17 protein-coding genes and 2 pseudogenes are annotated in these 16,790 nt (G+C 53.9%); 11 read left to right on the forward strand and 8 right to left on the reverse strand.

Annotated features, from left to right (window positions below; all coding sequences use genetic code 11):
• Positions 1-354 precede the first annotated feature (354 nt).
• On the forward strand, positions 355-1,089 hold the full coding sequence (locus tag HVA01_RS01950) for an SDR family oxidoreductase (RefSeq protein WP_146872862.1): 735 nt from the start codon (positions 355-357) through the stop codon (positions 1,087-1,089).
• A gap of 381 nt (positions 1,090-1,470) precedes the next feature.
• On the opposite strand, the gene HVA01_RS01955 is transcribed toward HVA01_RS01950, so the two are convergent.
• Positions 1,471-1,836, reverse strand: a complete 366-nt coding sequence (locus HVA01_RS01955; RefSeq protein ID WP_218031524.1) for a RidA family protein — start codon at positions 1,834-1,836, stop codon at positions 1,471-1,473.
• A 133-nt stretch (positions 1,837-1,969) separates the two neighbouring features.
• Here HVA01_RS01955 and HVA01_RS01960 point away from each other — a divergent pair, with 133 nt between their 5' ends.
• The gene (locus tag HVA01_RS01960; protein WP_146872863.1) at positions 1,970-2,923 is read left to right on the forward strand and encodes a LysR family transcriptional regulator; all 954 of its coding nucleotides are present in this window, start codon (positions 1,970-1,972) and stop codon (positions 2,921-2,923) included.
• Here the strand turns inward: HVA01_RS01960 and HVA01_RS01965 are convergent.
• Positions 2,920-3,654, reverse strand: coding sequence for an SDR family NAD(P)-dependent oxidoreductase (locus HVA01_RS01965; RefSeq protein ID WP_146872864.1), 735 nt, complete (start codon positions 3,652-3,654; stop codon positions 2,920-2,922). The two genes, HVA01_RS01960 and HVA01_RS01965, sit on opposite strands and share 4 nt — an antisense overlap.
• Positions 3,655-3,748: 94 nt before the next feature.
• Here HVA01_RS01965 and HVA01_RS01970 point away from each other — a divergent pair, with 94 nt between their 5' ends.
• On the forward strand, positions 3,749-4,114 hold the full coding sequence (locus HVA01_RS01970) for a winged helix-turn-helix transcriptional regulator (RefSeq protein WP_146872865.1): 366 nt from the start codon (positions 3,749-3,751) through the stop codon (positions 4,112-4,114).
• A 172-nt stretch (positions 4,115-4,286) separates the two neighbouring features.
• Here the strand turns inward: HVA01_RS01970 and HVA01_RS01975 are convergent, their stop codons facing one another.
• Complete coding sequence (locus HVA01_RS01975; protein WP_146872866.1) at positions 4,287-5,042, reverse strand: DeoR/GlpR family DNA-binding transcription regulator; 756 nt, start codon at positions 5,040-5,042, stop codon at positions 4,287-4,289.
• Positions 5,043-5,129: 87 nt separating this feature from the next.
• Here HVA01_RS01975 and HVA01_RS01980 point away from each other — a divergent pair, with 87 nt between their 5' ends.
• The gene (locus HVA01_RS01980; RefSeq protein WP_146872867.1) at positions 5,130-5,714 is read left to right on the forward strand and encodes an NUDIX domain-containing protein; all 585 of its coding nucleotides are present in this window, start codon (positions 5,130-5,132) and stop codon (positions 5,712-5,714) included.
• Positions 5,715-5,953: 239 nt separating this feature from the next.
• On the opposite strand, the gene HVA01_RS01985 is transcribed toward HVA01_RS01980, so the two are convergent.
• A complete protein-coding gene (locus HVA01_RS01985; RefSeq protein ID WP_146872868.1) occupies positions 5,954-6,481 on the reverse strand; it encodes a PadR family transcriptional regulator in 528 nt (175 codons plus the stop codon).
• 116 nt (positions 6,482-6,597) lie between these two features.
• On the opposite strand from HVA01_RS01985, the gene HVA01_RS01990 reads away from it, so the two are divergent.
• The 3 genes and pseudogenes from HVA01_RS01990 to HVA01_RS17590 all read left to right on the forward strand — a co-directional run.
• Positions 6,598-6,969 (forward strand): DUF2306 domain-containing protein, encoded by a 372-nt coding sequence (locus HVA01_RS01990; RefSeq protein WP_146872869.1) that lies wholly within the window; start codon positions 6,598-6,600, stop codon positions 6,967-6,969.
• A 218-nt stretch (positions 6,970-7,187) separates the two neighbouring features.
• Positions 7,188-7,697 carry a GNAT family N-acetyltransferase gene (locus tag HVA01_RS01995; RefSeq protein WP_218031525.1) on the forward strand — a complete coding sequence of 170 codons (510 nt, stop codon included), beginning with the start codon at positions 7,188-7,190 and terminating at the stop codon, positions 7,695-7,697.
• 358 nt (positions 7,698-8,055) lie between these two features.
• Positions 8,056-8,322, forward strand: a pseudogene (locus HVA01_RS17590) (NUDIX hydrolase); the annotation flags it as partial.
• Positions 8,323-8,333: 11 nt separating this feature from the next.
• Here HVA01_RS17590 and HVA01_RS02005 read toward each other — a convergent pair.
• Positions 8,334-8,429, reverse strand: a pseudogene (locus HVA01_RS02005) (type II toxin-antitoxin system prevent-host-death family antitoxin); the annotation flags it as partial.
• 182 nt (positions 8,430-8,611) lie between these two features.
• On the opposite strand from HVA01_RS02005, the gene HVA01_RS02010 reads away from it, so the two are divergent.
• The gene (locus tag HVA01_RS02010; RefSeq protein ID WP_146872871.1) at positions 8,612-9,238 is read left to right on the forward strand and encodes a LysE family translocator; all 627 of its coding nucleotides are present in this window, start codon (positions 8,612-8,614) and stop codon (positions 9,236-9,238) included.
• Between the two features lie 53 nt (positions 9,239-9,291).
• Positions 9,292-9,879 carry an O-methyltransferase gene (locus HVA01_RS02015; RefSeq protein ID WP_146872872.1) on the forward strand — a complete coding sequence of 196 codons (588 nt, stop codon included), beginning with the start codon at positions 9,292-9,294 and terminating at the stop codon, positions 9,877-9,879.
• A 131-nt stretch (positions 9,880-10,010) separates the two neighbouring features.
• Here HVA01_RS02015 and HVA01_RS02020 read toward each other — a convergent pair whose 3' ends face one another.
• The 3 genes from HVA01_RS02020 to HVA01_RS02030 all read right to left on the reverse strand — a co-directional run bounded on the left by HVA01_RS02020 (position 10,011) and on the right by HVA01_RS02030 (position 14,172).
• Entirely contained in the window at positions 10,011-11,168 is a 1,158-nt protein-coding gene (locus tag HVA01_RS02020; protein ID WP_146872873.1) for a fumarylacetoacetate hydrolase family protein, read from the reverse strand.
• A 41-nt stretch (positions 11,169-11,209) separates the two neighbouring features.
• Complete coding sequence (locus HVA01_RS02025; protein ID WP_146872874.1) at positions 11,210-12,787, reverse strand: aldehyde dehydrogenase (NADP(+)); 1,578 nt, start codon at positions 12,785-12,787, stop codon at positions 11,210-11,212.
• A gap of 185 nt (positions 12,788-12,972) precedes the next feature.
• The gene (locus HVA01_RS02030; RefSeq protein ID WP_146872875.1) at positions 12,973-14,172 is read right to left on the reverse strand and encodes an ROK family protein; all 1,200 of its coding nucleotides are present in this window, start codon (positions 14,170-14,172) and stop codon (positions 12,973-12,975) included.
• A 341-nt stretch (positions 14,173-14,513) separates the two neighbouring features.
• Here HVA01_RS02030 and xylB point away from each other — a divergent pair, with 341 nt between their 5' ends.
• Entirely contained in the window at positions 14,514-15,251 is a 738-nt protein-coding gene (xylB, locus tag HVA01_RS02035; RefSeq protein ID WP_146872876.1) for a D-xylose 1-dehydrogenase, read from the forward strand.
• A 57-nt stretch (positions 15,252-15,308) separates the two neighbouring features.
• The gene (locus HVA01_RS02040; protein ID WP_174787753.1) at positions 15,309-16,715 is read left to right on the forward strand and encodes a sugar porter family MFS transporter; all 1,407 of its coding nucleotides are present in this window, start codon (positions 15,309-15,311) and stop codon (positions 16,713-16,715) included.
• The last annotated feature ends 75 nt before the right edge of the window (positions 16,716-16,790 follow it).

Here is a 16,790-nt window from a genome sequence, read left to right on the forward strand (position 1 = left end):
GGATCAGGCTAATCAGGGGCTGATAGACCTCAGGAAAAAGCTCGGTCGGTTCACAAACCTGGAGAATATCCAAACGAGGAATATGAGTTTGGGTAAGCACGGATTTCGCACGTTTCTCTACAAGCAATCTGAGTTTTTCAATCGAATTATTCATGTCATTACTTCTAGCATGGCTTGCATTGCGCATCCATTCATTAAGCAGGAATGTGCAAATTACTGGCTGGAATAGACACGCCACCGTTTAGGCACCTTGTTATAAATAGTGACGGTCCCGTTGGGCTCTTTAATGGACGCTCTAGCGTTACATTTCTGTTTATGTTCACAACGTCACGTCTTTTAAAAAGGGCATACGCTATGGAAATTAAAAATTCGGTCGTTCTCATTACAGGCGCTTCATCCGGTATTGGTGAAGCCACCGCACGCGCGGTCGTTCAAGCGGGCGCGCGAGCTGTATTGTTGGCCAGACGTCAAGATCGGCTCAACGCTCTGGCAAGTGAGCTGGGAAATGATGTTCTTGCCTTACCTTGCGACGTCACCAACCCAGTCGAGGTTCAAAAGGCTGTCCAGATCGCGCAGGAGAGATATGGACGAATCGATGTATTAATCAACAATGCGGGACAGGGGCTATATGCCGCGATAGAAGACATCGGCATTGAAGATTTTCGGGAAATGCTAAATCTAAACACAGTTGCACCACTGATTATGATGCAAGCGGTGATCCCCCTTATGCGCAAACAAGGAGTCGGATGCATCGTCAATGTTAGCTCGGGCGCGACTTTATCGACTTACCCCGGTTCGGCTGCTTATACGAGCTCAAAATCAGCACTCAACATGATCTCGAAAGTTGCACGGCTTGAGCTAGCGGATGCAAGCATCACAGTATCGTTGATACACCCCTTTATGACAGCCACCGAGTTCTATGGCTCGGTGAAATCAGGCCTGAGCATCGCACAGGAGCAAGAGGTTGGGGCAGCTTCGATAGCTCACCCACCGTCATTGGTCGCGCAAATGATCGTCAACCTTATCAGGACTGGCGATGAAGAGACTGATCTCGTCCCGAGAGAATATGGTGGAAGTTTCGAGGGGTAAAAGGACTAAATATTTCAGACCGACTGCCTTTGCTTCTCCCGATACCAGACATAAAGAATCACTAAGGCAGCAGCAAAACCGGAGGCAGCGCCGATTTCACGTGACCAACTCGGGCCACAGGCTCCAAGGAAGGGAAAAGCGGCAATCAATTTTCACGACGAATGTTCGAAGCTATGTAGCGCTGATGAGCCACCAGTTAATCGCAGACGAATGACACGATGGGCGTATAGTACAACCTTTTGGGCTGGTATTGGAGGGCAAACCATTCTTTCTGGTTTGCCCGGAAAGCAATCAGCATAACCCGTTGATTATCGCTATCCTGGATTGGGTGATGTCGGTGCTGGGTAGGCTGTGACGGGACGGCATCCACACTCAAGATAGTTAGTCCGGAAATCTTAGAACCAGTTCCAGTTCAACCTGCAGTTCGGGCCCTGCCAGCGCCGCTACGCCAATCCCTGTGACACAGGGTTGAGCACCGTCGAAGGTGGCTATAAAGGGAGGCATCAGTTGCTCTAACCTTTCTGGCGTGAGGTCAACCATGTAAATGCGTGCCATCACTACATGTTCAGGTTTTGCACCTACTGCTTCAAGGGCAGAGCGTGCATTTTTTGAAACCAACTTCATTTGCTCTGCCAAATCCTCTGGTGCAGTTTCGCCGTTTGGCTGCCAAGCGACTTGCCCGGATATATAAGCCATACGACCGGGTTCAACGATGGATATTTGCGAGTAGCCCCATTTCACCAGCATTTGGCAATGTCGATGGATTAAGGCGAACGATAGAATTGGTCATATTTGCTCCTAAACAAATCTATACATGGTTTTGCGGAATTACATTCCGAGGTGATACTTTACGTCTTAAATTGTCGAATTGGGTTCACCAATGAGTTTCCGTTCTTTCCCTTTCGATCAGCGGCAAGACACCGATATCGACCTCAGAGCGCTTCGCGTCTTCGTCGCCATAGCAGAGTCCGGTAGCTTCATCGAGGGCGGAAAAACTCGGGGGTTGACTCGCTCGGCTGCGGGAAAGGCTGTGGCCAGACTTGAGGCGCATCTCGGAGCGCGACTCTTCCACAGAACAACGAGAAGCCTGTCTCTGACCGTCGATGGGCAAAGACTCTATGAGCGCAGCGTTCAAATACTCCAGGATATGGCAGAAACCGAAGCCAGTATCCGGCAGGATACGCCCCAGCCAACCGGGACCCTGCGACTGACGGTTCCGGAAATCTATGGTCGTGCCGTCGTCCTCCCTTTCCTGAGCGGGTTCTTAGATCAGTGGCCTGCGCTCGATGTGGAGGTCAGCTTTACCGACCGGATTGTTGACCTAGTTGAGGAAGGTTTCGATCTGAGCATACGGATAGGCGAAGTCGCGCAGGACTCCCTATTGATAGCGCGTGTTATCGAGCAAGCTCAGGGCGGCATGTACGCCTCGCCATCTTATCTTGAAATCTTCGGCACACCAGACACGCCTGAGGATCTAACGCGCCACCAGAGGCTCATCTATGGTTTGAGCCCACGTCCTGACAGTTGGAAATTGACTTCGCCAGAAGGCGCGCCAGTATTAATTAATGGAGGACGTCTATTCCGCTTCGACAGCGGCGAAGCCATCCGTGAGGCTGCAATTCAGAGCATGGGTATCGCGTTCCTGCCCTCGTCACTCCTGGACACCGACATTAATGCCGGGCGCTTGGTGAAGTTGCTACCCGGCCTCCAGGGCAGCACTCTACCCATTCAGGTGCTCTATCCCAGCCGCAAGCATTTGGCGGCGAAGATTCGGCTGTTCATCGACGGACTTGTTGAGTACCTCAATGTTCAGCGTTCCCCGCCTACCCCCTAAACCTGCGCGTAGCCCCCGTCAACGAACACCTCGCTCCCCGTCATAAAGCTGCTGTCATCGGAGGCCAGGAACGCCACCGCGCCCGCTGTTTCCTTGGGATCGCCCAGACGCTCAAGCGGTACGGCCCGTTTCATCTCGCTCAGGGCTTCGGATGGAAGCAGTTCCATCACCTTGTCTGTTTTGGTCGGGCCAGGAGACATGACGTTCACGCGAATGCCGGTGCCCCTAAGATCATGGGCCCAACTGCGCGCTAGGTTTCGAACGGCCGCCTTGGAGGCGCTGTAGATGCTCATGGCGGGGGTGCCCATGCTGCCTACCGTGGAACCTGTGAGAATGATGGAGCCACCGTTCTTCATCAGGGGCAGGGCCTTCTGGACGGTGAAGAGGGTACCTTTGACGTTGATGTCGAAGATGTAGTCGTAGTGCTCCTCGGTGATCTGTCCCAGGCTGGCGAATTCGCCGACGCCCGCGTTGGCGACCAGTACGTCCAGGTGCCCTTTTTCTTTCTGGATCGTTTCGAAGACGCGGTCGAGATCCTCCGGCTTTGTCACATCCGCTTGGACGCCCTGGGCGCTGGATCCCAGTGCCTCAACCGCTTTGTCGAGGACGTCCTGACGCCGTCCGGCAATGAAGACGAAGGCGCCTTCGTCGATGAGGCGTTGGGCCGAGGCCAGGCCGATGCCGCTGGCTCCGCCTGTGATCAGTGCGATTTTACCGTTTAGCCGACTCATGGTTGGGTCTCCGTTTGTATTGACTCGATTCTCTTTTTACGATAAGTAGTTACTTACGAATGTTCAAGTATGCACCTTTTGGTAAGTATCCGTTATGGCGAAAGAAAACTCAGAAAACCCACGTTTCATTTGCGGTCTGCATGCCACGCTGCACGTGATCTCCGGAAAGTGGAAGCCTTTGATTTTGTTCTTTTTAAACAAGGGCCCGACGCGTTACGGCGAGCTCAAGCGAAGCGTACGGGGCGTGAGCGACAAAATGTTGATCCAGCAGTTGAAGGAGCTGGAGTCCGACGGCATCGTCCAGCGAACCGACTATGGGGAGATCCCGCTGCGCGTCGACTACTCGCTGACGCCCTTCGGGACGAGTCTGGTGCGGGCCATGGAGCCGCTTTGCGGCTGGGGTGAGGCGCACGAAGAGGACATTGCCGTAGCGATGGACCGCCGGAAAGCCAGCCGGTAGGAAGCGAAGCCGGGAACGGCGATTGGGGCGAAAAAACCATGGATAGGCACTCTCAAAGAGAGAGCCTTCAGTCCCAAGCCGGCCAGATGCGACTACTCATTGAAGGCCGGAACCGACCCAAAGCGGACATCTACAGCCTTGCTGGCCCATTTTTCATTACTCTTGTCAACGATTAAGCGCTAATAATCGTAACACCAGCTGCTGCAAGTGGATTCGTCAATGAAACATCGGTACTTTTCTCAACAATGATCGTACTAGCGAGGGTGAGGTCACCGATCATGTACTGCGATGCGGCGTTAAGTTTATCCGATGATGCGAGTACCACCGTCTCGGCAGCATGAGCCGCGAGTGCGCGCTTCATATAAGCCTCTTCAAGATCTCCTGTGCTCAAACCGGCAGAAGCGTGCACGCCGGTCACGCCCATGAAGTAGACATCAGCACGAATGTGGGAGAGCGCTTCTATCGCCGCCGCGCCCACGGTAACGATAGAATGCTTGAAAAGCTTCCCGCCAATAAGAATGACCTCAATCTTAGGGTGACCAACCAGCTCAACAGCAATGCTGGGGCTGTGGGTAACGACTGTAGTTACTAGCTCTTTAGGTAGTTGTCGTGCCATTTCTACTGCTGTAGTACCGCCGTCTAGTATTACTACCTGGCCATGGGTCACCATCTTGGCTGCGACTCCAGCGATGGCGCGTTTGGTCACCGACTCGATCGACTGCCGGTGAGCGAAGTCGGCTACTGCAGGCGAGGCGGGTAGTGCGCCGCCATGGACACGCTGTAAAAGCCCTTCGCTAGAGAGTTCCCGCAGATCACGTCTAATCGTATCCTCCGAGACGCCAAATGTTTCGCTCAATTCTTTGGAAATGACTTGGCCATCGCGTTGGAGCTGGGCCAAGATTTCGCTTTTCCTCTGACGTGTCAGCATACGTTCCTCGTTATGCACGAAATAGCTTGATAATGCACGATATTGCATACTAAGCTGAATTTCACCACAGTGCCAAAGGAAAAGGAAATGAATGCGACAGAGAACCGGGTCAGAATCATCGAAACTAAAGTGTTGTCCGATGATTGGTACGTGTTGAAAAAAACGACCTTCGACTATCTGCGCCGTGACAACGTATGGCAGCGGCAGAGCCGTGAAACCTATGATCGTGGCAATGGCGCTACCATTTTGCTATTCAATCGCGAACGACACACTGTAGTGCTGACGCGTCAGTTCCGTTTCCCCGCATTCGTCAATGGTCATGATGGCATGTTGATCGAGGCCGCTGCAGGTTTGCTTGATGATGCTTCGCCCGAGGAGCGTATACGTGCCGAGGTGGAAGAGGAAACTGGCTATCGTATTCAGCATGTTGAAAAGGTTTTTGAAGCTTTTATGAGCCCTGGATCGGTTACTGAAAAGCTCTTCTTCTTCATTGCAGATTATGATGCGGAATTAAGGATAGGCAAAGGAGGCGGTCTGAAAGACGAGGGGGAGGACATAGAAGTACTGGAGCTGCCTTTAACAAAGGCTTTGCAGTTGATTCAGGAAGGGATAATTGTCGATGGGAAAACCATTATGTTGCTACAACATGTGGCCCTGCGACTAGGTAACTAATGGCTTGGCCAACGGTGACCGTCCCGTATTGGGTTTCAAGAAAAGCACTCGTCTACTATCGCAGAAGTTGAGCTACGTCTAATAAATCAACCGGCACGGCCCCTATCGGCGGGCGTTGCCTGTCAGTAGGGCGGATCATCTCCAGCGTTATACCAACACATCCTCAACGTCCGCTCCTGGCCGATAGCGGCTAATCCCTCGTAATCTTAGCTTCTACACGAAGCCGATTACACCAACAGCTACTCTTCCTCCATCACTTCCTCAACCCATCCCACCCAGGTTTCAGTCAAACGCTGACCAAGCCGCAGCGTGTGCCAAGGCGCACGCTGGGCGGGTGTCAACGCCTGTGGATTACTAAACCACTCCCGCTCAATGGCGGCGTAGGTCGTCAGTCGCTGCTTGAGCTGCTCGCGGAAGGCGGCGAGCTCTTCGTGTCGTGCCTGCTCGGGCCAGCGTTCCCAGGCGAAAAACTTGGCAAACAGCGGTTGGCGCACAGGGCTGGCGGCCAAGGGCTCGGTGAGCCAAGAGTCTAGGGCTTTACGGCCCGCTTCGGTCAGTCGGTAAACCTTACGGTCGGGGCGTTCGGCTTGGGGCAGCGTCTCGCACGTCAGCAGACCATCGCCACGCATGCGGTCAAGTTCGCGGTAGAGCTGCTGATGGCTGGCCTGCCAAACATGGACCAGGCCCGCTTTGAAGCGTTGCAGAATATCGTAGCCGGTGCCGGGCTCACGCTGCAGGGTGATTAATAAAACGGCGCGTAGTGACATAAGTAACCGTGTGCTGTGAGTAAAATATGCACATAGTTGCATAATGAAATAGCAAGGACTAGCCTTATGCAAAAAGTTGCATTTGCAAGGTGGTTAGCTTGGTTCTCGGAGTTTCTATGGCGTTTACCCTGCATCTCTACACGTCCTTTCTGGCACTGGGGCTTGGGGCCATTTTGCTGCTGTTCCCCAAGGGCACTATGCTCCATCGAACCATGGGTAGCACCTGGGTGCTGGCCATGGCACTCTCGGCTTTTAGTTCCTTCTGGCTTGGTGGCGGCGTTCTACCACTGATGGGCCACTTTGGGCCGATTCATCTGCTTTCATTATGGGTGCTGGTGGCTCTTGCCGTTGCGGTGGTGGCTATCCTCAAGGGCAGGGTAGAGCAGCATCGAAGGTGGATGATAGGCGCCTATCTGGGGCTGATCGGCGCCTTTATCGGCACGCTGGCACCGGGGCGATGGGTCGCCGTTCAGCTAGGCATGTGGTGATGGTTAAAAGCCAGCATTACAGCTAGAGCCGCTAAGCTACTAGCAGAATACTCCAATCGCTATGAGCCTTATGCTAAATTAGCATCAACGGTTCAAAAGGTAGTGCCTCACCGATAATCAAATTTGATTTACTGCTGCGCTCTCAGCCGAGATCAAGATAAGTGAGAGCACGGTGTTACCTGGATCCATGTTCCCTTTATCCATATATGGAGGCTTCAATGGGGCTTAGGCATGCGCAAGAACTCGATCTGCCGAGGATTGTGGATATTTACAATGCCGCTGTCCCGACAAGAACTTCCACGGCGGATACGCAGCCGGTTGACGTCGAATCGCGCCTTGAGTGGTTTCGGCAGCATCAACCAGAGAGCCGTCCGCTATTGGTGTACGAACAGGGCGAAGAGGTCGTTGCATGGGTAAGTTTTGAGAGTTTCTATGGCAGACCTGCCTATCGGCATACGGCTGAGTTGAGCATCTATATCTCCCCTGAACATCAGGGCAGGCTGCTAGGCAAAAAACTGTTATTGGCGGCAGAGGAGATGGCGCCAACACTAGGGTTACGTACCCTGGTGGGTTATGTCTTTGCGCATAATACGCCGAGTATGCGACTGCTACAGGCACTTGGTTACCATGAGTGGGGGCGCCTGCCTGATATAGCCGAGATGGAGGGCCGGGAGTACAGTCTTTGTATTATGGGCAAACGGCTTGTCAGTCATGCGGTAGCGAGTTAATCAAACAGATGAAACACGCTGCGATGTCAACGGTGAGGGCGATATTGAGAGTATTCTTGACGGGCTAATGGGTGCCAGTATCCCTCCGCGGGTATTGAATCTGCACTACCGCTCCCGCCGCGAGAGCCTAATTGTATTCTACAATAGCCATTTCTACGATAATGCACTGGTCACCTTGAAATACGCGATAAACCAGCACTAACGGGTGAGAGGAAGCACTATGTTCCCAGTATCAATCAAAGGTGTTTTGGTCTTGCCATCTGATGAGGTGGTACTGGCGCTCAATGACCGAGACGAGTGGGAGCTGCCCGGTGGACGCATTGAGATTGGAGAGCGTTCTACCTAATGCCTAGTTCGGGAGTTTAAGGAAGAGCTTGGTGTCGATGTTGAGGCAAATGGCCTTATTGATACTTACCTGTTTGAGGTGATCCCAGGTAAGCATGTGTTTATCGTCATCTATGGTTGCCGCTTAATTGGGCGATTTAGCCCAGTAGTCAGTCACGAGCACAGCAAAATTGCGACGTTCCCAATCGATGATTTACCGGCTAATTTGCCCAGCGGCTACGCGCACTCTATACGCTGCTCTCAAGCATGTACGAACGGAGCTGCCGTTCCTCTCGCATGACATAGAGGACGATGTTCCGTGATCAGTACCGGCTCCTTCGACAAATGCAGGTCTGCCAAAATTTTGGTGGCTTGGTGCTTAAGGTTGGTAACAAGTTCAACTTTCATGGGGATTAACCTGAATCAGACTAATAGTGTCACTATAGTATCACTCTCCAGGGGTGACAACTTGAGCTAACGTGGCCAACGACTAAGCGTTTTAAGATGCCTTAATAAGCTTTTCAAAGAGTACTCCAATCATTATTGAGCTTATGCTAACTTAGCATTAATCACCTGTGAGGTAGCGCCCTATGTCGATTGAAATTTGGTTTGCTTTTGCGCTTGCATCCGTCGCTTTACTTGCTATTCCTGGGCCAACGATATTAACCGTGGTCAGCTACTCTATCGCCCAAGGAAGACGCGCCAATTTCCCGCTTGTCGCTGCGGTGGCATTGGGTGATTCGACGGCACTGCTCTTTTCGCTGCTTGGCCTGGGGGCGGTGTTAGCCACCTCGGCCTTGTGGTTCACCGTTATCAAATGGATCGGCGGTTTATACCTGCTCTACATGGGCATAAAGCTGTTGCGGGCCGGGATATCATCGGTGCAGCCGGTAACACCGGCCGTATCAGGTTCACGACTAAAGCTCTTCACCAATACCTATCTCGTTACGGCACTTAATCCGAAGGGCATTATTTTCTTCGTTGCCTTCCTACCGCAATTCGTTAACCCCAATGCTGGTGCGGGGCAGCAGCTGTGGCTTCTGGCTGCAACCTTCGTGGCGTTGGCAACACTGAATGCTACGCTTTACGCCGTGTTCGCGTCGTCGGTACGCAAAATGCTTACCTCGCGCCGTGCCCAGCGCCGCTTTAACGTTGTTGGCGGTACGTTACTTTCTTCGGCAGGTGTCTGGGCGCTGCTGGCTAAGCGACCCGCTTAAGTAGACGCCAGTAACTCGATGACGGCAACGCTGTTCGTAACGAGAGACAAAATATGAGTGAAACTCTTCAAAAGCTGCTAACGGAGCTTGAGCACTTTGGTCAGCAAAACGATGCTGCCGTTTCTGAACGCCCACGGCGAATGCTGAATATCACCCGTGATACGGGGGAGTTTCTATCCGTGCTTGTTCAAGCAACCAACGCGCAACGCGTGCTGGAAATTGGTACCTCGAATGGGTACTCCACCTTGTGGCTGGCCCAGGCAGCGAAGACGATTAGTGGGCACGTTACCACGGTTGAACTTTCTGATTTCAAGCTTGAGATGGCTGCGAGGAATTTTGAGCGCTCTGGTCTTTCTGATGTCATCACTCAGCATCAAGGGGAGGCGGGTGGTCTGCTTGAGAGCCTGGACGATGCCTGTTTCGATCTGGTCTTTTTAGACTCAAAACGCTCTGATTACGTGCAGTGGTGGCCGAATATCCAGCGGGTGTTACGCAAGGGCGGGCTTCTTGTGGTAGATAACGCCACCTCCCATGCGGATGAAATGGCTGCTTTTATGGCAAAGGTAGCGGCAGACCCCAATTTCACCACCTGCACTGTGCCCGTTGGTAATGGTGAGTTTCTGGCAACTGCGGTGCGGTAGTTAAAGGATAACTCCCTGACTAGTTACCCAGGCTACCCAGCAATAAGGTTTCCTTTAAGTCTTATAAACATTTGTTTGATGGCCCGACGCTTTTTAGATTTCGCAGGCGAGCCATCAAAGAGGAAAAACGATCAGCCTTTTGTCGTCAGGTGGGCATGCCACTGTCGTATGCCAAAGCTCCAGGGCGGTAATCGATCTGAGCGATCCACTCGATTGACCAGTGCACCCAGTGCCGGTGTGGCGATGGTCACTTTGTCACCCATATGATGCGTAAAGCCTTGGCCCTTGCCGTCGCGATCCAGAATCGGTGAGAACATGGTTCCAAGGAAAAGCATGAAGCCATCCGGATACTGATGATGTGGACCGACCGTCTGATGCACCAGGTTCAGTGGATCACGGCTGATCTGGCGCATGTCGCTTGCATCATCGAGCATGAAACCATCATCGGCCCCTTCAATCCGCAGCGACACCCGCGCTTCGCGAACCGTATCGAGGGTAAAGTGCTCGTCAAAGAGGCGAATGAAGGGGCCGATGGCACAAGAGGCATTGTTGTCCTTGGCCTTGCCCAGCAGCAATGCACTGCGGCCCTCGACGTCGCGCAGGTTAACGTCATTACCGAGTGTCGCGCCCTTGGGGTGTCCGGCAGCGTCAACCGCCAGTACGATTTCGGGTTCAGGGTTGTTCCACTTCGACGACGGGTGCAGTCCTACAGCACTGCCAAAGCCCACCGATGATAACGGTTGTGCCTTGGTAAAGACCTCAGCATCTGGTCCGATACCGACTTCCATGTACTGGGACCAGGCCCCTCGCGCCTGGAGTTCTTTCTTGAGTGCCATTGCTTCGTCGGAGCCGGGAACGATCTGCGATAGGTCACTCCCGATCAAGGCTTGAAGTTCCTGGCGCAACTCAGTCGCGCGTGTGGCATCACCGGCAGCCTGCTCCTCAATCACCCGCTCCATTAGGCTGACAGCGAAGGTAACGCCGCAGGCCTTGATCGCCTGGACGTCGCAGGGAGCGAGTAGGTAGGGCGCACGCTGTGGGTCGGCGAGTGAGTTGTCTATCAACGTCTCGACCGGCCCGAGAGATTCGCCCTCGACGTGCGAGACAAAGGCGATAGCATCATCGCGATCCAGCAGGTCGGCCATGCAGGCACAGGCTGCCGTGATATCAATGACCTGGCCCTGGCGGACCACCACCAAGGCGGGGCCTTGGTGAGGTGCATCGCGCCATACACGCCCCACCAGCAGGGCGCTATCCTGATCGTCGGGAAGAAAAGTGGTGGTGTGCAAGTGATTACCTCGAAAGCTTATCTTGTTTGATGGGCGGGCATTCACGCCTCACGCTTACCGTCCACCAAGCGGCTTACGCCCTCGGGGTTGGCATCTTTAAGCACCTCTGGTAATAGTGCTTCCGGCAGTGCCTGATAGCAAACTGGCCGTAGAAAGCGATGGATAGCGGCGCTGCCTACTGAGGTGGTGCGACTATCCGAGGTTGCCGGATAGGGGCCACCGTGAACCATGGCATGGCACACTTCGACACCGGTCGGCCAGCCATTGGCCAGGATACGTCCGGCTTTACGCTCGAGCGTCGGCAGCAGCGCTTTGGCCGCTTCCATGTCGCCATCATCCATTTGCAGGGTGATCGTCAACTGACCCTCAAGTTCGGCGGCCACGCGCTTCACTTCGGCCTGGTCGGCACATTCAACCACCAGCGAGCTGGCACCAAATATCTCGGCCTGCAGCGCCTCATCGGCGAGGAAGTCGGCAGCAGAGGCGACAAATAAGCCCGCCTGGCACTGATTAACGCCTTCCCCAACCTGACCACGCGCGACTTCGCGAACTTTGGCATGCGAGGAGAGGGCGTTTACACCCTGCTCATAGGCCTGATGAATGCCCGGGGTGAGCATGGTCTGGCTGGCGCTGGCTTTAACGCCCTCACTAGCGGCATCAATAAAGGCAGCCAGTTCTTGGCTTTTTACAGCGATCACAAGCCCAGGGCTGGTACAGAACTGACCAGCCCCCATATTGAGCGAACCGACAAAGCCTTCGGCGATCTTCTCACCACGCCCTTTAAGTGCTTCCGGGAGCAGGAACACGGGGTTGATGCTGCTCATCTCGGCATAGACCGGGATTGGCTGTGGGCGCGCCTGGGCCGTGGCCATGAGTGCCGTGCCGCCACCGCGCGAACCGGTGAAGCCGACCGCTTGAATACGTGGATCATTGACCAGTGCTTGACCAATCTCTTTTCCTGAACCAAATAGCAGCGAGAATACGCCTTCGGCTAGTTTGCACTTGGCCACGGCGCGCTGAACCGCACGACCCACTAGTTCGGACGTGCCGGGGTGGGCGGAGTGACCCTTGACCACCACCGGGCAACCGGCGGCGAGTGCTGACGCGGTATCACCACCTGCCACGGAAAACGCTAGTGGGAAGTTAGAAGCGCCGAACACGGCAACTGGGCCAAGGCCAATATGACGTTGGCGCAGATCGGTACGCGGCATCGGCGCCCGGTCTGGCATGGCCGGGTCGATGCGCACGTCGAGCCACTCACCAGCGCGTACTACTGAAGCAAACAGGCGTAGTTGCCCGCAAGTACGGCCACGCTCGCCTTCTAGGCGTGGGCGTGGCAGGCCCGTCTCGGCCATAGCGCGCTCAATGAGTTCGTCGCCGATACCTTCGATTTCGGAGGCGATAGTCTCGAGGAAGACGGCGCGAGCTTCTAAGCTGCTCTCCCGGTAGCTGGCGAAGGCTGTTTCAGCGAGTTCGCAGGCACGCTCGACTTCGGCTTTACCACCGCCCGCATAGATCGGCTCCATCGCTTCGCCGGTGGCGGGGTTCACCGCCTGAATGTCGGCTTGATTGCCACTAACAGCTTGTTGACCAATCAATAGCTTGCCTTCAAGGGACATAGTGCCTCCTTTGCTTATCAATAGAGAGTCCCGGAAAAAATGCCCGGACGACGTTGGTTATCTATACTGAAAGACCAGGAGGGTATGTTCAAGCTCTTTACTTAGTTGCAGGTGCCAACTTTAGTCGAGTTTGGTACTTTTGTATTTGTAAGCGTCGCGGGTGTGAAAAGAAGGCGGGTAGGCCGTCAGGATAACTCGGGGCCGTGTATCGCTCTGGCCAGGACCTGTGCGGCAGCACCACGCGCCGCCACGAAAGTGCTGTCTTCGACGACGCGCAACGGTACACGTTCCGTTGTGCCCAATAAGCGGTGCTGATTGGCTTCAAAATATGTCAGCGCAGGGTCAAGAAATGTGCTGCCTAGCTGGGTAAGTGAGCCGCCCAATACAATCTCAGCGGGGTTTTGAGTGTGGTGAAGGTTTAGAAGAAGCATGCCCAGCGCTTCACCGGCGCGGCGCAATGTCCGCTTTACGTCTGGCTCTTGTAGGCGTGATCCAAGCGCTTGGATAAGGTCATCTTTTTCATCAATGCCTAGATTGGCGCGGATGGACCAGCCGCTAACAAGCGTTTCAGCGCATCCACGGTTGCCGCAATGGCAGTAGAGCCCGCCTGGCTGCAAGATGGTATGGCCAATTTCGCCGGCCAAGCCCTGAACGCCGCGAGTAAGCAAAGGTGAGTGACTGCCTTCCGCCATGCCGCTGCCTATCCCCGTGCCAGCACTGACGTAAATAAGCGATTCGGGAATCTTGCCGGTGCGGAAGTAAAGCTCACCAAAGGCTGCTAATTTGGCTTCATTGTCCATCAGCCAGACGCCCTTCAGCTCGGGGAGGTGGGGATGTAACAAGTCCAAAAAACGCACATCACGCCAGCCTAGGTTGGGGGCACGTCTTAGTACGGCCTCACCCGTCGCAATGGGCCCTGGTAGCGCAACACCAACGCCCAGGTTTTCTCGGTTGGAGACCGCAGGGCTTCTCATCAATTGCTGCAACAATTCGGCAACAAGCGAGGCTGTGGATTCGGGAGAGGTGGGAACAAAAGGTTCGTGATGCGCTTCGAGTACTTTGCCTGATGGAGCACAAGCGACAAGACGTAGCCGGTGTACCCCTACTTCAGCACCGAGGAGGTAATGGCGGTCATCATTGAGATGCAGTGCTCTCCCAGGGCGGCCGCCACTGCTTTTTTGCAGCTCGCCTTCTTTTAGCCACCCTTGATTCAGCAATGACTGAACCCCTGAGCCAACGGTCGCCTTGGTCAATTGCGCCTGGGTAGCAATGTCGCTTCGGGTCAGTCCTGGAACCCGCCGCACCATTTCTAGAATCGCACTGCGATTCAAGCGCTTGAGGAAGTTGAGGTCGCCTGCTTTTTGGTGCTGGTAACTGGTTGCCATGAATAAAATGAAGTCTCTCCGACCTGGTCAGGTACTAAACGATAATCTTATCTGGTTTCACCAGGAATTTCTGTGCTTATACCAAGGTCGCGTTGAAGAAGAGCGCGTCGTTACTTCATTTGAGTTGGCCTGATCGTGGGCTGATCTTGGAGGTGAATTGCGCTTTGTGGCGTTAAACCTATGTCGTATAGATATGCGGATACGAGAGATTGATAATCGGCACTTAGTAAGATTTACATACTAAGTAGCTCGTACTAAGTGGTGGGCTTTGATGACCTCTCCTCAGAGGAGGGGTTCATACAGGACAGCGTTTAAATTTTTACAGACCATGGACATTTCTTATGGGTACAGCAATCTATCCCGGCCTTGAAGGTAAGCGTGTCGTGATCACGGGTGGAGGGTCCGGCATTGGAGCCGCCTTGGTCGAGGCTTTTGCCGAGCAAAAGGCTGACGTGCATTTTCTGGACATATGTGCAGAAGAATCACGAACGCTGGTCGAACGACTGGATAGTCAGGTGACCTTTTATCATTGCGACCTTACTGATCTCGACGCGTTGGCCGCGACATTCAAGCGCATCGGCGCTATCGATGTGCTGGTCAACAATGCCGCCAATGATGACCGCCATACATTAGGTGAGATCACGCCGAGCTATTGGGATGAGCGGATCGCCGTCAACCTGCGTCATGTCATGTTCGCCATGCAAGCTGCGGCGCCGGGTATGAAAGGGCGCGGCGGCGGTTCGGTGATTAATCTTGGGTCGATCAGCTGGCATCTCGGCCAAGAGCACCTGGTGATCTATGAAACGGCGAAGGCGGGCATTGAGGGCATGACGCGGGCTATGGCTCAGGAGTTGGGCAAAGACAACATTCGCGTGAACTGTGTCATTCCCGGCAACGTCAAGACACCTCGCCAGTCTCGCTGGTACAGCCCTGCCGACGAGCAGAAGATCATTGATGAACAAAAACTCAAGGTCCGCATTCATCCCCATCATGTCGCCAGCATGGTGACATTCCTGGCTTCCGACGCAGCTGCCGCTTGCACCGCCCACAATTATTGGGTCGATGCAGGCTGGCTGTAAATCGTCATCCTGAGATGACAATTCCACACGATAAATACAACTTCAATGGGATTAACCATGACAAATGATATGACTCGCAGGCGAAGCCTGTATGTGTTTGTAATTTCCTGTGTTGCCGCCATTGGTGGTTTTTTATTCGGTTTCGACAGTGGCGTGATCAACGGCACTGTCGATGGGCTTCAAAGTGCCTTCAACTCTGAGAGTGTTGGTACCGGCTTTAATGTTGCCTCAATGCTGCTGGGTTGCGCCGTTGGTGCTTTTTTTGCAGGGCGACTGGCGGATCACTTTGGCCGCCGCACGCTGCTGATTGTCGCTGCCGTCTTCTTTTTGGTCAGTGCTTGGGGATCCGGCATTGCCGGGAGCTCCTTGGAGTTTGTGGTCTATCGAATTTTAGGTGGGCTTGCCGTCGGTGCCGCTAGCGTAATGGCACCTGCTTACATCAGTGAAGTGGCGCCCTCGGCCTATCGCGGACGCTTGGCCACTATCCAGCAGGTGGCGATCATCTTGGGGCTGTTCGTGGCTTTCTTGAGTAACTATCTCTTGGCTAATATGGCCGGCTCATCGGTCGCGCAACTCTGGCTGGGTTTTGCTACATGGCGTTGGATGTTCTGGATCGAACTGTTTCCAGCCGCTATTTTTCTGATTGCGCTGATGTTTATTCCGGAAAGTCCGCGCTTTTTGATGACGGCAGGCAAGGAAGATAAAGCTCGGCGTGTATTAAGCAAGTTGCTTTCAGATGACGAGGTTAATACCAAGGTATCCGAGATTAAGGAATCCTTTGCTGACGATCATCAACCGAGCCTGCGTGATGTTATCAATAAGCAGACGGGCAAGGTTCATGGCATCGTCTGGGTCGGCATCGGACTGGCGGTGTTTCAGCAGCTTGTCGGGATCAATGTGGTCTTCTACTACGGCGCTGTGTTGTGGCAATCCGTTGGGTTTTCGGAAAACGATGCGCTGCTGATCAACGTTATTTCAGGTGCAGTAAGCCTTGGCGCTTTGGTCATTGCTATCGCGTTGGTTGATCGTATTGGTCGCAAACCGTTGTTATGGGTCGGGTCAGTAGGTATGGCCGTGACGCTGATTGCCATGGCCTATGCCTTTTCGACCGCCAGCATGGTTGAGGGATCATTGAGTTTATCTGACAACATGGGGGTGATCGCACTACTGGCGGCGAATGCCTATGTTTTATTCTTCAATGTGTCCTGGGGACCGATCATGTGGGTCATGCTTGGTGAGATGTTCCCGAACCAGATGCGTGGTTCAGGGCTTGCCATCTCGGGCCTATTCCAGTGGGTCTCAAACTTCGCCATTACGATGAGCTTTCCGATCATGCTTGCTGCCATTGGTCTGGCGGGTGCCTACAGTATCTACGCCTTCTTTGCGGTGATATCGATCTTCTTCGTGTTGAAGTTTGTCAAGGAAACCAAAGGCAAGGAACTGGAAGCAATGTCTTACGAGTGAGGTCGATGCTGGAGCACCAGCCTAAATGGCTGGTGCTCTCTTTGTTTATGATTTTCAACTAGCGTCACCCGTTGC

The organism is Halovibrio variabilis, assembly GCF_007991175.1.
Lineage (GTDB): Bacteria > Pseudomonadota > Gammaproteobacteria > Pseudomonadales > Halomonadaceae > Vreelandella > Vreelandella variabilis.